The sequence below is a fragment of the Streptomyces sp. NPDC127119 genome (assembly GCF_042677425.1).
Classification (GTDB): domain Bacteria; phylum Actinomycetota; class Actinomycetes; order Streptomycetales; family Streptomycetaceae; genus Streptomyces.
Map to the genome: position 1 here is coordinate 132,374 of NZ_JBHXTO010000008.1, position 13,267 is coordinate 145,640.

Below are 13,267 nucleotides of genomic sequence, written 5' to 3' on the forward strand. Positions count from 1 at the left end.
ACCTGGTGTTTTCGGGTTCCGTCCGGGTCGTCACAGCCCTGATTTCACCCGCTGTCCCTCTTCCGGGACATCTAGTCCCTTCCCAGGGATGCCTCCGCATACTAATTTGTTAAGCGCCATGACGAAATAGTCGGAGCAAGCAAGGAGCCGCGGCATGAACTACCAGCCCACCCCCGAGGACAGGTTCACCTTCGGCCTGTGGACCGTCGGCTGGCAGGGAAGGGACCCGTTCGGCGACGCCACCCGGGCCGCCCTCGACCCGGTCGAATCGGTACAGCGCCTGTCGGAACTCGGCGCCCACGGAGTGACCTTCCACGACGACGACCTGATCCCCTTCGGGTCCTCGGAGACCGAGCGCGAGTCGCACATCAAGCGCTTCCGGCAGGCTCTCGACACGACCGGTATGACCGTGCCGATGGCCACCACGAACCTCTTCACGCACCCCGTCTTCAAGGACGGCGCCTTCACCGCCAACGACCGCGACGTGCGCCGCTACGCGCTGCGCAAGACGATCCGCAACATCGACCTCGCGGTCGAGCTGGGCGCGCAGATCTACGTGGCCTGGGGAGGCCGTGAGGGCGCCGAGTCCGGCGCCGCGAAGGACGTACGCGTCGCACTCGACCGCATGAAGGAGGCCTTCGACCTCCTCGGCGAGTACGTGACCTCCCAGGGCTACGACCTGCGCTTCGCGATCGAGCCCAAGCCGAACGAGCCCCGCGGCGACATCCTCCTGCCGACGGTCGGTCACGCACTGGCCTTCATCGAGCGCTTGGAGCGGCCGGAGCTGTACGGCGTCAACCCCGAAGTCGGCCACGAGCAGATGGCCGGGCTGAACTTCACGCACGGCATCGCCCAGGCCCTGTGGGCGGGCAAGCTCTTCCACATCGACCTCAACGGCCAGTCCGGCATCAAGTACGACCAGGACCTGCGCTTCGGAGCGGGCGATCTGCGCTCCGCCTTCTGGCTGGTCGACCTCCTGGAGACGGCCGGTTACGCCGGCCCGAGGCACTTCGACTTCAAGCCGCCGCGGACCGAGGACTACGACGGCGTGTGGGACTCGGCGGCGGGCTGCATGCGCAACTACCTGATCCTGAAGGAGCGGACCGCGGCCTTCCGGGCCGACCCCGAGGTCCAGGAAGCCCTGCGGACCTCGCGCCTGGACGAACTGGCGCAGCCCACCGCCGAGGACGGCCTCCAGGCACTCCTCGCGGACAGCGCCTCCTTCGAGGGCTTCGACGTCGAGGCGGCCGCCGCGCGCGGGATGGCCTTCGAACGTCTCGACCAGCTGGCCATGGACCACCTGCTGGGCGCCCGCGGCTGATCGCGTACAGGGCCGACGAACAACCCCTGCCCCTGCGCGGAAGCATCCGGAATCATGCGGTCCACGCCGTGAGTCCGTGACAAGTCACGCAGCAGGTTCCGCATGAAGTTCCGCGCAGGGGTCGCTTCGTGACCGGTTCGAGGCGACTCTTGATGGTATGGCCACGCCGCCCTTACCGCCCGAGCCTCCTCGGCCGCCGGACAACACGCCGCCCTACGGTGGTGGCGGGTACGGCCCACCGCCCGGAGGCTTCGGCCCTCCTCCTGACGGTTACGGCCCACCGCCAGGAGGTGGCGACCCGCCGTGGAACGGCGGGGGAGGGGGCGGCTGGCAACCGCCTCCACCGTCATCGCCGCCGCCCGGACCGCCGGGCGGCCCCGCCGGCCGCCGCAGGACGCTCCTGATCCTGCTCGCCGTGATCCTGGGCATAGGCGCCGTGTCCGCGGTCGCCCTGGTGGTCACCAGTGGTGACGGCTCGTCGGACAAGAAGCCGCCTACGGAGAGCAGTTCCACCAAGGGGCGGCTGCCGTCGCCCTCACTGAGCATTCCGTCGCAGCTCCCGACCGAACTGCCGTCGTCGCTGCCCTCCGGTGTGCCGTCCGAACTGCCCAGCGGTGTGGAGTCGCTCCTCCCGTCCCTCGCGAGCGACGAAGTGCCCTACTACATGCTGCGGACCGGCGACTGCTTCGACATCGACGGCAGTCGGCCGGGCCAGGCGGTGAAGCGTTCGTGCGACCGGAAGCACGACGCCGAGGTCGTGACGGTGACCGAGCTGGAAGGCGCGTACACGACCGATGCCGCCCTCAAGAAGGCGGCATCGGGCCTGTGCCAGGACCCCTTGGACACCAAAGCGGCCAAGCAGCCCGCCGACACCGTCCGCGGCACGCTGGTGCAGTACCCCGACCCCGCCGGATTCAAGATCGGCATCGACAACGTCGCGTGCAGCCTGGCCGCCGACAGCGCCGACGGAAACCGCAAGCTCACCAAGCCGTTGAGGTGAACCACGCGCGCGTGTGGGCAGGAGCGGTCACGCCATGAGCGACCGGAGTGCTTCACGCGCGCGTGGAGGACGAAAACGCCGAGCGGAGCCGTCCGTTCAGATCCCGTGCGGCAGACGTACGTACGTCACGGTGGTCTCGATCCCGCTGTCCACCAGGCGTCCCTGGGCGTCGAAGGCCCCTGTCCCGTCCGTCATCCCGAAGTCGTTGTCGTTGATCAGCGCGAGCGTGTCACGGTCCACGCGCGCGACGCCCTCGATCTTCCCGGGCACCCCCTTCACCTTTCCGAGGTCGACGACAAGACGCTTGCGCAGCACGGGAACGCCGGACGCGGCGGGGTCCTCCAGCTGCTCAAGGGACGGCGACGTCGTGCTGTCGTCCCACTTGTCCCCGAGGATGTCCGCACCGCGGCTCAGCTTCACGACCTGCAACCGGGCCGCCTTGTCGGTGCGCTCCTCGACCAGCAGCTCGTCGCGGCCCACGGCCACCACGGACGAGATCTTCAGCTCGGAGGTGTCGTCCTCGCCCGGGTCGACCGTGCCCACCGGGTCGAACCGGTACGCGTACTCGGCGGTGACGGCACGCTTCTTCGGTGAGAAGCGCAGCAGACGCGCGGTCAAGGACTCCTCACCCGCATCGGTGTCAGGCAGGGACAGCGGGCTCTGCACGGCCAGCACCAGGTCGCCGCCCGGGAGCAGGGCGAGCCCTTCGAAGCCGCGGTTGATCTTCCGGTGCAACAGGACCGCGGGCAGCGCCTCGACCACCGGATAGCCGGCGCCGGTCAGGTTCAGCCCCTTCGGCACGTACCGGGTGAGTACCTTCCCGCGCGCGGAGACGTGGACCAACGAGGGCCCGTACTCGTCGACGAGCCAGAAACTGCCGTCCTTGGAGCGCACGATCCCTTCGGTGTCCAGACCGTTCGGGTTATACGAGAGCGGGGTCGTCGCGTCGTAGGAGTACGGAGCCTCGTCGCGTGCCGCCTGGTTGGGCAGGCCGGTGACGGGCTTGCCCGAACCGGTGGTTATCGGAATCGCGTCCAGTACCTTCACCGAGTCACCGGACACCCGGATCTTCACGATCGCCGGGTCGAAGCCGGGCACGGGAAACGTACGGCGCTTCACCCCGTCGACCTTGATCTGGCCGTTGGGGCCACGGTCGGTGACGGTCCAGAACTCGCCCTTGCGGCCCGTGGGGTAGATGTCGCTCCCGATGCCGCCGAGGTCCACACCCCGGTCGTCGGCCACCGTGCCCGGCAGCAGCCCGTTGCTGAACGTGCCGAGGGGGATGTCGCCGAGCGTCGCGGAGCCCGTGACCCGCGCGTCCCCCGAGGGCGCGCCGACCGCGGGACCCGCCACCACGAGAGCGGCCAGCACGGCGAGCGGCACGCCCGCGACGACGGAACGGTGGACGCGGCGCCGGCCTGCGGCGTACGGGGACATGGGGCCTCCTGGTGCACAAGTTCGATGACTGTCGCCAGATTTCGCCCTCGCGTAGAACGCCGTACGGCCGCTGGGTGAACACCGGGCGTCCAGCGCTCATCCGGTGAACGCGGGCCACGCCGTCGCCAGCCCACGGTCCTGTGCCCCGCCCGTCCCACGAGCCGGTGCCGCACCCGGCCCTCGGTCAGGTGTCACTCCCGCCCGTCGGCCAGGGCCAGGGCTGTCGCCGGGTCCTGGGAGGCCGGGCCGACGGGAGCCCAGCGACCTCGTTCCTTGCGGTACGGCCACCAGCGGCCGTCCGGCCCCAGCCGGAGCTGGGTCTGTCCGCCGACCACGGTCCAGCGACTGCGGGACGCGCGCAGGACGGGCCGTTCGTCCTCCTCCCAGGCCGACTCCAGGACCGCACGCGCGCGTGCGAGCGTTTCCGCCTCCGCCGGCCGGTCCGTCTCCAGTACGTCGAGTGCGGCCGCACCCCCGTACTCCCAGGAGCGGACCGCGAGCGCCAGCCCTTCGCGGTCGCGCCCCGAGCCCTCGGCGAGCCGGGCGGCCACCGGGACCTCGGGTCCGCCCGACGCCAGCCGTACGGCATCCTGCGCGGGCGTCAGTTCGGCCTCCGCGGCGCGCTCCTCGTGGCCCGCCCTGAGTGCGTCGACGAGCAGCCGGTGCGCCTCACAAGTGGCCTGTGCCGCCAGGAACTCCAGCGCGGACGGATCGACCCCGGGAGCGGGGTCGGTTTCCGTGTCCAGGGACGGCGGCAGGCCCGGTTCCGCGGGCACGGAAGGCACCTCGGGCAGCGGCGGCAGGATGTCCCCCGCCGCGTACGCCTCGGCGGCGTCCACGCCCGCGTAGGTCTCCTGCGGCACTATGACGGTCTCGGCCTGGGAGACGCTGCGCAGTTGCAACTCGTCGAGGAGTTCGCGCTCGCCGCGGCCGCGCAGCAGGAGCAGCACGAAGGGGTCTTGGTCGAGCAGGCGTGCCACCTGGTAGCAGAGGGCGGCGGTGTGACCGCAGTGGTCCCACGCGTCGCAGTCGCACTCCGCCTCCAGATCGCCCATGCCCGGCAGGAGTTCGACACCGGCGGTCGCCGCGTCCTCGACGAGATGGGGCGGCATCTCGCGGTCGAGCAGTGCCGCGATGTGTCCCGCCCGCTCGACCGCCATGCCCAGGAAGCGGTCCCACTGCTCCTCGGACAGCTCCGGAAGCAGGACGTCCGCGCGATGAGCCGTGTGGTCGCGGTCGTTGACCACGGCGGTGACACGCCCGGGGCGGACCGACACGGCGCCCACGGCTCCCGCGCGCGCGAGCCGGCGGCCCGTCTTCAGCTGCTTCAGGTCCAGCGTGGCGTCCTCCAGCGCCTTGAGCCAGGCCTGCCCCCACCAGCTCTGGGCGAATCCCCGGCCCTGCGTGGGCGGCAGGGCGGCGAAAACGCGCTCCGGAGTGTTCTCGTACGGATCGCTCATCGGGCGCCTCCTCGCAGTTCCACCAGGTCGGCCAGTTGCGCGTCGGTGAGTTCGGTGAGGGCCGACTCCCCGGAACCGAGCACCGCGTCCGCCAACTCCCGCTTGCGCAGCAGCATGTCGGCGATGCGGTCCTCGATCGTCCCCTCGGCGATCAAACGGTGCACCTGCACCGGCCGCGTCTGGCCGATGCGGTACGCGCGGTCGGTGGCCTGGGCCTCGACGGCCGGGTTCCACCAGCGGTCGTAGTGCACGACATGCTCGGCCCGCGTCAGGTTGAGGCCCGTGCCCGCGGCCTTCAACGACAACAGGAAGACGGGCACTTCGCCCTCCTGGAAGCGCTCGACCATGGCCTCGCGCTCGGGGACGGGCGTCCCTCCGTGCAGGAACTGCGAGTGCACACCGCGCGCGTTCAGATGCCGCTCGATCAGACGGGCCATGCGCACGTACTGCGTGAAGACCAGAACGCATGCCCCCTCGGAGAGGATGGTGTCGAGGAGTTCGTCCAGCAGCTCCAGTTTTCCGGAGCGCCCGGCGATCTTCGGCCGGTCCTCCTTGAGGTACTGCGCCGGGTGATTGCAGATCTGCTTCAGCCCGGTGAGCAGCTTCACGATCAGTCCGCGCCGCGCCATGCTGTCGGCGCCCGCGATCTCCGCCAGGGTCTCGCGGACCACGGCCTCGTACAGACCGGCCTGTTCCTTGGAGAGGGACACCGCGCGGTCGGTCTCCGTCTTCGGGGGAAGCTCCGGTGCGATCCCGGGATCGGACTTGCGGCGGCGCAGGAGGAACGGCCGCACGAGTTGGGCGAGCCGGTCCGCCGCCCCCGGATCCTGCCCTCCCTCGACGGCCTTCGCGTACTGGTTGCGGAACGTGCCGAGCCTGCCCAGCAGACCCGGTGTCGTCCAGTCGAGGATCGCCCAGAGCTCGGAGAGGTTGTTCTCCACCGGAGTGCCGGTGAGCGCCACACGCGCGCGTGCGTCGATCTTCCGCAGCTGCCTGGCCGTGTCCGAGTACGGGTTCTTCACATGCTGTGCCTCGTCCGCGACGACCATGCCCCAGGAAGCGTCCGCCAGACGTGCGGTGTCGAGGCGCATCGTGCCGTAGGTCGTGAGGACGAACTCGCCGTCGGCCAGGCCCTCCAGGCTCCGCCGGGACCCGTGGAAGCGGCGGACCGGGGTGCCGGGAGCGAACCTCTCGATCTCGCGTTGCCAGTTGCCCATGAGGGACGTCGGGCAGACGACGAGTGTGGGGCCCGCCGCAGACTCGTCGGTCTGCCGGTGCAGATGCAGCGCGATGAGCGTGATGGTCTTGCCGAGACCCATGTCGTCCGCGAGACAGCCGCCCAGTCCCAAGGACGTCATCCGGGCCAGCCAGTTGAGCCCGCGGAGCTGGTAGTCGCGCAGAGTCGCGGCCAGCGCGGGCGGCTGCCCGACCGGCTCCTGCCCCTCCGGATCCGACAAATGGTCACGCAGCGTCGCCAGCCACCCCGTGGGCCGTACGTCGACCCGGCGGCCGTCGACCTCCGCGGAACCCGTGAGAACGGCGCTCAGCGCGTCGACGGGCGTCAGTTTGCGGTCGTGCTGGGTACGGGCGCGACGCACCTCCTGCGGATCGACAAGGACCCACTGATCGCGCAGCCGCACCATCGGGCGGTTCGCCTCGGCGAGCTGGTCCAGTTCCTGGCGCGTCAGCTGCTGGTCCCCCAGTGCGAACCACCAGGAGAACGTCAGAAGTGCGTCGGCCGACAGGAAGGAGGGCGTGTCCGAGGCCGGTCCGTCACCGGCCCGCTCGTCGTCCGGGGGGCCGATGACCGCGCGGGCCGTCAGCTTGTGTGCCAGTTCCCTGGGCCAGTGCACCTCCACACCGGCGGCCGTGAGCGATCGCGCCCCCTCGCCCAGGAGTTCGGTGACCTCCTCGTCGGCGAGTTCGATCGAGTCGGGCACGGTCGCCGACAGCAGGGGTGCGAGCGGTGCCCAGGCCCTGGCCGCGCGGCGCAGCGCGAGCAGGGCGTCCATCCGCGCGCGCGGGCCGAAGGCCGGACTCGACCCGCTCCACACCTCGGCCGCGTCCGCCAGCAGGGCCGGGTCGTTGACACTGTGCAGTTGCAGCACCGCACGGAACGGCAACCGGTTCTCGTCCGACACGGCCGACGCGAGCCCCGGCACCTCTACGCGCAGCGAGATCCTTACGCCGGCGTCGTGGCCCGCCGCGACATCGGCCGCCCACGCGCGATGCTCGGGCACGTGCTGCGGTTCGGCGGCGGCGAAGGCCGGGCCGCCCGCGGCGAGTGCCGCCGCGGGGGAGCGGGGGAGGGCGTCGGCGACGGCGTCCAGGAAGGCGCGCAGCAGCCACTCCGGATCGGGCAGCCGCAGCGGTTCGGTCGTGTCGACGGGCACCGCGTGGGCGTGCGGCGGCATCGCGGCGGCCAGCTCACGGATCCGCTCCAGGTCCCGCGAGCCCAGGGGTCCCGCGCGCCACGCGTCGTGATCACCGGAGCTCAGGCCGGGCAGCAGCAGCCCGCGCGCGGCGAACTGCAGCGCCAGTACGGCCGCGGCACCCCAGAAGGCGGTCGAACCGTGGGTCCGCGCGGCGGCACGCGCGCGCGTGAGGACCGGGAGCGCCATCCGCACCGGCAGGACGACGGCCGACACCCTCACCAACTCGACCCCGTCCTCGCCGGGAAGAACGACGGACAGCTCCTCCACGGAGCCGTGACCGAGGCCGTGCCCGAAGCCGGAACCGGAGTCGGGATCGGGTCCGGAGTCGGATCCCTGAACGGCGCCGAAACCGTAGCCGGCGGAACCGATGACCGGAGGCTCCTCGCCGTCGGGCAGCCAGAAGGCGACGCTGCCCGTGCGGGCCGGGTCGGCGGGGACGAAGACGGCGCAGCAGCGCGCCAGTTCGGAGATCTCGGAGGGAGTGGGGGCAGGAATCCTCTGCACAGGGATGAGCGTGTTCCTCAATTTTGACTACCGGGGGTGGAGGTCGCCGAGGGTACAGCGCAGCACAGGATGAACCAAGTGTCCGATCTGTGATGCCAGTCACTTCTCACTGAAGGTGGTGTCAGGTCCACCCCGCGGTCCGGCTTTCCCCCGCCCGGACCCGGGTGGTGGCGCCATGGCCGTCGACGGTCGCCCATCCGTACGTTTCTACAGGTCAGGCCCCGCCGGTTGCCCGCTCGGCCCGCTTCCTCCAGAGATCCGGAGTCCAGCCATGCCCGAAATCGCCGCAGTCGTGCTTGAGCCGCCCTCCAGGGCCGCTGCCGCCAGTGAGTTCACACCGCTCCTGCGCACGATCAAAGGGCAGGGACTCCTGAACCGTCGACAGGGCTGGTACGCGCTCACCATCGCCGGCAACGCGCTCGCCCTGGCAGCCGTCGTCACGGGCATCGTCCTGATCGGCCACTCCTGGTGGGTGCTGCTCCTGGCGCCGCTGCTCGCCGTCCTGTGCGCCCGTACGGCCTTCATAGGCCACGACGCCGGCCATTCGCAGATCACCGGCAACCGATCGACGGGCCGAGCGATCGGACTCGTCCACGCGAATCTGCTGCTGGGCCTGAGCTACGGCTGGTGGAACGACAAACACAACAGGCATCACGCCAACCCCAATCACATCGACAAGGATCCCGACGTCAAAGCCGATGTGCTGGTCTTCACCAGCGGGCAGACCGCGGACCGCACCGGATTCCGGCGATGGCTCACCCGCTACCAGGCCTGGTTCTTCTTTCCGCTCACGCTCCTCGAAGGCGTCGCTCTGAAGATCCACGGCTTCCAGGACCTGCGTCGGCGGTCTCCTCGTGAACGTCCGGTCGAGGCCGCCCTGCTGATCACGCACCTCGCCGCGTACACGACCCTGCTGCTGTGCGCCATGCCGCTGGGCACGGCCCTCGTCTTCGCCGCGATCCACCAGGCACTCTTCGGGCTGCACCTGGGCATGGCCTTCGCACCGAACCACAAGGGCATGGACATGCCCGACCCCGACGGCGAGGGGTGGGGACACCTCCGGCGTCAGGTGCTCACCTCGCGCAACGTCCGCGGAGGCCCCCTGACGGACTGGTTCCTCGGCGGTCTCAACTACCAGATCGAGCACCATCTGTTCCCGAGCATGCCCCGCCCGCATCTCAGGCTCGCCCAGCCCCTGGTGCGCGCACACTGCCAGGAGTTGGGTATCCCTTACGTCGAGACGGGGCTCGTTGACTCCTACCGTCAGGCTCTGAGGCACATGTACGAGGTCGGAGAACCCCTCAGGGTCGAGTAGGGGGCGCACCTCAGGGTCGTATCAGGGTCGCGGTCCGGAACCGCAGAGAGCGCGGGTCCGTTCTCAGAACAGAGAGCGGCAGTGGCCGCTAAGGAGGCTACGCACATGTCAAGAAACGCGAAGATAGCCGCAGGCGGTGTCGCGGTCGGCATCATCCTGCTCTTCTGGCTGCCCTGGTGGGCCGCCGTGCTGATCGTCCTGGGAGTTCCCGCGGCGGCGTATCTGACGCTGGACCCCTCACAGCGGCGCAGGCTCCGCCGCGTCGGCCGCAAGGAACTGGGCCGCTGAGACAGACACGACCCGCTCGATCAGTTCCCTTTCAGGAACATCTTCAGGCACATCCTTTTCGGTCACCTTCTCTTCGGAAGCTTCTTCTTGGTCAGCTCCGTTTCAGCGCACAGGAGCTGACCTCGTCGCCGCTCGTGGGCCTGCCGATGGTGCGGCCCACGGGTGGCGACGGCGCTGTCGGCGCACTACTTCGGCGTGCCGGGTTCAGTTCGGGCGTACGGCCATCTTGTCCAGAGCCTCCAGAAGGCCGGGCAATTCGGGCCCGCGGCCGACGGTAAGGATCTCGCCCGGCTTCTCGTCGAGCAGTACGAAGGCGATGTCGTCGGTGCGTGCCACCAGCGACCAGCCGGGCCCGTCGGCGCGCAGCGTCCGCGCGTCCCCCGGGGCGAACGACGAGCGCACACGGCCGAGCGGCGGAGGCGTGTCCACGTAGGAGTGGGCTTCGGAGAGGACGCGCTGGAGACCGGTGAGCGGCACCCGCCCGCCGTCCCCGCCGCTCACGTCCTTGTCGCCACCGTCTTCGGCCTCACGGTTCCCGGCAGTCTGGGCGATGCCTTCACCGGGAGCGGCCTTCCGTTCCGCCGAAGCGGCGAACTCGGTCTCGTCGATCTGCTCACGCCAGACGGCCCACTGCAACGCGATCTCGTCCGCGCCCATGCGCCGCTGCGCCGCACCCCAGGCGGACGCGTCCGGCGGACACAGCGGCGCCTGCTCCGCGATGTCGGGTGCGGGATCGTGCGGGGCGGGCACACCGGGCGCCGCGACCGCCACGGCCAGCGGCCACCCGGGCAGCGCGGCCACCATCGAGCGCTCGTCCGGCGACAGGTCGTACTCCATGCCGCAGTCCCAGGAAGCGATGGCGACGGCCACCAGCGAGACATCGTCGATGACGACGGTCCACCGCGCGCCGTCGCCGTCCTGCCCCAGCACCAGCCCGTACCCGTCGGCCAGAGGCGCGAGACCGAGCGCGGCGCAGGCCTCCGGGTAGTCGTCGCCCAGCACGCTGGGGAACTGTGCCGGCGTCAGGAGCACCGCCGTCAGTACATACAGTGCGTCGTCGTCCTCAACGGCTACTGCCTCATCGTCCGTCCCGGTCATCCCAGCCTCCCCTCGCTACATCCGTCGGCGCACCCTAATGCGCGTCGGGGCCGTTGTCACGAGGCCGGAACACGCGGGGACCTGCCCTCATGCTGCAGAACGAGGTTGAAGCGACCACCCGCGGTCGCGCTGATTCCGCTTACGGCCCCGTCAGGCGGCCGGCAGGCCGAGGAGCGTTCGGGCCACCGCGGTGGGCGACTCGTCGCGTTCTCGCGCGAGCGCGATGACGGCCCGGCACGCAAGCTCGTTCACACCGAACGACAGCGCTTCCGGCGACACCCAGGCCGCGGCCTCGTCGACCCCGTCCTGGTCGTCGTCGACACCCGCCGCCACATAGGCCGCAGCGGCCTCGAACAGGTTGTGGGTCTGCTTCTTCGGACGGGAGCCGGCCGATGGCGCGGGGTTCCCGGCCCCGGCCGACCGTCGACGTGAAAAGAACTTCCGGAATCGAGCCATCGTGCCGGACATTCGGGCCACCTTCCCCCGCATACCGCTTCTTCGGTCATCGCCCATCTGTCTCTGCTCAACGTAGAGTTGAAACTTCGACACCAGAAGGGGGCGGTGTCGTGAACCCTTGCCGAACGCCCTCGTCGAGCGTGCCGATCATGGATCGCAGCCGCAGCCGCAGCCGCAGCCGCAGCCGCCATCGCGGCCACGTCGGCCAGGCCCACTCCCGTACGCCTCCGGCCGGCTCAGCGAACAGAACGGTCTTCCCGGGGCTTCAGGGTCGGCGCACGGCCAGAGCGAGGAAACGGGCGTCCTCGTCCACGTACGACGTCATGCGCCAGCCGGAGGCGGACAGGAGCGGGCCGAGGTTGGCCTCCGCCCGCAGGTCGTCCGGGGTGATCCGCCGTCCCTGGCGCGCGGCGAGCGCGGCCCGGCCGATCGGATGGAAGAGCGCCAGGACGCCGCCGGGCCGTACAACCCGCGCCAATTCCCGCAGATTCTCGGCGGGGTTCGGAAGATGCGCGATGAGTCCGGCCGCGAAGACGGCATGGAGCGACTCCTTGCGCAGCGGCAGGCGTGACACGTCGACGAGGAGCAACTGCCCCGCCCGGTCACGGCCTGCCCGTACAGCCGCCTCCAGCATGGCCGGCGTCAGGTCCGCGCCGAGGACCGCCCCGGCGGGCCCCACGGCGTCCCTGAGGGCCGGCAGAGCCCGTCCCGTGCCGCAGCCCGCGTCGAGCACGCGGTCGCCCTCCCGCAGCCCCAGCTCGGAGACCGCTGCCGCGTACGCCGGACCGTCGTCGGGGAACCGGTCGTCCCAGCCGGCCGCGCGGGCCGAGAAGAACTCCTGGACATGCGTGTGGTCGTCGCTCATGCACCGCATGATCCCGCATCGCACGGTGAGCGACACGATCGAACGGCGACGCGAAACACGAGGCGGCGCACACGTTCGAGCGTGACGCGATCGTTCCCCCGCACCTCTCCGCCATATTCCAACAGCTTTCGAAACGCGCCCCCTGTGTGCGCCCCGGCCCGGACTAGCGTCCCGGAGCCATGGGACATCTGGACCACGCCACCTTCGGCTGGCTGACCCCCGTGCTGTCGTACGCCATGGCGTGCATCGGTGCCGCCCTCGGGCTGCGCTGCACGGTCCGCGCGCTCGGCGCCCGTGGCCGGTCACGCCGCAACTGGCTGCTCACCGCGGCCTCCGCGATCGGCACGGGCATCTGGACCATGCACTTCGTGGCGATGCTCGGCTTCGGCGTCGACGGCACCGACATCCGCTACAACGTTCCCCTCACCGTGCTCAGCCTGCTCGTCGCGATCACCGTCGTCGGTGCGGGCGTCTTCGCCGTGGGCTACGGCCGGGACCGCGGCCGCGCGCTCGTCCTCGGCGGCCTGACCACCGGCCTGGGAGTGGCGAGCATGCACTACCTGGGCATGGCGGCGCTGCGGCTGCACGGCGAGGTGCGGTACGACCCGCTGCTCGTCGGAGTCTCCGTCGGCATCGCCGTGGTCGCGGCGACCGCCGCACTGTGGGCGGCACTCAACATCAGCTCGCCGATCGCGGTCGCCGTCGCCTCGCTCGTCATGGGCGGGGCGGTCAGCAGCATGCACTACACCGGGATGATGGCGGTCGGCGTCCATGTCACCCCCTCCGGGGCGGCCCTGCCCGGGGCTACGGCGATGCAGTTCGTCTTCCCTCTCGCCGTCGGCCTCGGGTCCTATCTCTTCCTGACCTCGGCGTTCGTCGCGCTCTCCCCGACAGCGGGCGAGCGCGAGGCCTCCGCGTCGGCCCAGCGGCCCGTCGAAAGCGACCGCCCCTCGGCGTCGCCCTCAAGTGCCGTCCCCTAGGGCCTGTCTGACAATTCCCGTCTGCCGGGCGACGCCATGCACGCCCTCTCGCCGCACCGGGCACAGAGCCAAGTACGTCCAGTACGAGGCTCTGCGCCCGGCACGGCG

The 13,267-nt window shown here is 70.6% G+C and carries 11 protein-coding genes; 5 read left to right on the forward strand and 6 right to left on the reverse strand.

Annotated features, from left to right (window positions below; translation table 11 throughout):
* The first annotated feature begins 154 nt into the window (after positions 1–154).
* Positions 155–1,321: a xylose isomerase gene (gene xylA / locus ACFVH5_RS06700; protein WP_385832502.1), complete on the forward strand. Its 1,167-nt coding sequence runs from the start codon at positions 155–157 to the stop codon at positions 1,319–1,321.
* A 415-nt stretch (positions 1,322–1,736) separates the two neighbouring features.
* Complete coding sequence (locus tag ACFVH5_RS06705; RefSeq protein WP_385832503.1) at positions 1,737–2,321, forward strand: hypothetical protein; 585 nt, start codon at positions 1,737–1,739, stop codon at positions 2,319–2,321.
* 96 nt (positions 2,322–2,417) lie between these two features.
* Here the strand turns inward: ACFVH5_RS06705 and ACFVH5_RS06710 are convergent, their stop codons facing one another.
* From ACFVH5_RS06710 to ACFVH5_RS06720, 3 genes are all read right to left on the reverse strand, one after another.
* Positions 2,418–3,758, reverse strand: a complete 1,341-nt coding sequence (locus ACFVH5_RS06710; protein WP_385832504.1) for an esterase-like activity of phytase family protein — start codon at positions 3,756–3,758, stop codon at positions 2,418–2,420.
* Between the two features lie 191 nt (positions 3,759–3,949).
* Entirely contained in the window at positions 3,950–5,218 is a 1,269-nt protein-coding gene (locus tag ACFVH5_RS06715; protein WP_385832505.1) for an SWF or SNF family helicase, read from the reverse strand.
* Positions 5,215–8,157, reverse strand: a complete 2,943-nt coding sequence (locus ACFVH5_RS06720) for a DEAD/DEAH box helicase (RefSeq protein WP_385832506.1) — start codon at positions 8,155–8,157, stop codon at positions 5,215–5,217. The genes ACFVH5_RS06715 and ACFVH5_RS06720 overlap by 4 nt, the downstream gene beginning before the upstream one ends.
* 271 nt (positions 8,158–8,428) lie before the next feature.
* Here ACFVH5_RS06720 and ACFVH5_RS06725 point away from each other — a divergent pair, with 271 nt between their 5' ends.
* Together ACFVH5_RS06725 and ACFVH5_RS06730 are read left to right on the forward strand one after the other, a co-directional pair.
* Entirely contained in the window at positions 8,429–9,472 is a 1,044-nt protein-coding gene (locus tag ACFVH5_RS06725) for a fatty acid desaturase family protein (RefSeq protein WP_385832507.1), read from the forward strand.
* A gap of 105 nt (positions 9,473–9,577) precedes the next feature.
* Complete coding sequence (locus tag ACFVH5_RS06730; RefSeq protein ID WP_385832508.1) at positions 9,578–9,760, forward strand: hypothetical protein; 183 nt, start codon at positions 9,578–9,580, stop codon at positions 9,758–9,760.
* Between the two features lie 204 nt (positions 9,761–9,964).
* On the opposite strand, the gene ACFVH5_RS06735 is transcribed toward ACFVH5_RS06730, so the two are convergent.
* The 3 genes from ACFVH5_RS06735 to ACFVH5_RS06745 form a co-directional block, all read right to left on the reverse strand.
* Positions 9,965–10,858: a hypothetical protein gene (locus ACFVH5_RS06735; RefSeq protein WP_385832509.1), complete on the reverse strand. Its 894-nt coding sequence runs from the start codon at positions 10,856–10,858 to the stop codon at positions 9,965–9,967.
* A gap of 150 nt (positions 10,859–11,008) precedes the next feature.
* Positions 11,009–11,326 carry a hypothetical protein gene (locus ACFVH5_RS06740; protein ID WP_385832510.1) on the reverse strand — a complete coding sequence of 106 codons (318 nt, stop codon included), beginning with the start codon at positions 11,324–11,326 and terminating at the stop codon, positions 11,009–11,011.
* A 253-nt stretch (positions 11,327–11,579) separates the two neighbouring features.
* Positions 11,580–12,188 (reverse strand): class I SAM-dependent methyltransferase, encoded by a 609-nt coding sequence (locus ACFVH5_RS06745; RefSeq protein ID WP_385832511.1) that lies wholly within the window; start codon positions 12,186–12,188, stop codon positions 11,580–11,582.
* Between the two features lie 170 nt (positions 12,189–12,358).
* On the opposite strand from ACFVH5_RS06745, the gene ACFVH5_RS06750 reads away from it, so the two are divergent.
* Positions 12,359–13,159 carry an MHYT domain-containing protein gene (locus ACFVH5_RS06750; protein ID WP_385832512.1) on the forward strand — a complete coding sequence of 267 codons (801 nt, stop codon included), beginning with the start codon at positions 12,359–12,361 and terminating at the stop codon, positions 13,157–13,159.
* Positions 13,160–13,267 lie beyond the last annotated feature (108 nt).

Excerpts from the sequence above, each read along its gene's own strand:
- xylA (WP_385832502.1), top strand. The coding sequence starts at position 155 with ATGAACTACCAGCCCACCCCCGAGGACAGGTTCACCTTCGGCCTGTGG.
- ACFVH5_RS06710 (WP_385832504.1), bottom strand. The coding sequence starts at position 3,758 with ATGTCCCCGTACGCCGCAGGCCGGCGCCGCGTCCACCGTTCCGTCGTC.
- ACFVH5_RS06715 (WP_385832505.1), bottom strand. The coding sequence starts at position 5,218 with ATGAGCGATCCGTACGAGAACACTCCGGAGCGCGTTTTCGCCGCCCTG.
- ACFVH5_RS06725 (WP_385832507.1), top strand. The coding sequence starts at position 8,429 with ATGCCCGAAATCGCCGCAGTCGTGCTTGAGCCGCCCTCCAGGGCCGCT.
- ACFVH5_RS06730 (WP_385832508.1), top strand. The coding sequence starts at position 9,578 with ATGTCAAGAAACGCGAAGATAGCCGCAGGCGGTGTCGCGGTCGGCATC.
- ACFVH5_RS06735 (WP_385832509.1), bottom strand. The coding sequence starts at position 10,858 with ATGACCGGGACGGACGATGAGGCAGTAGCCGTTGAGGACGACGACGCA.
- ACFVH5_RS06740 (WP_385832510.1), bottom strand. The coding sequence starts at position 11,326 with ATGTCCGGCACGATGGCTCGATTCCGGAAGTTCTTTTCACGTCGACGG.
- ACFVH5_RS06745 (WP_385832511.1), bottom strand. The coding sequence starts at position 12,188 with ATGCGGTGCATGAGCGACGACCACACGCATGTCCAGGAGTTCTTCTCG.
- ACFVH5_RS06750 (WP_385832512.1), top strand. The coding sequence starts at position 12,359 with ATGGGACATCTGGACCACGCCACCTTCGGCTGGCTGACCCCCGTGCTG.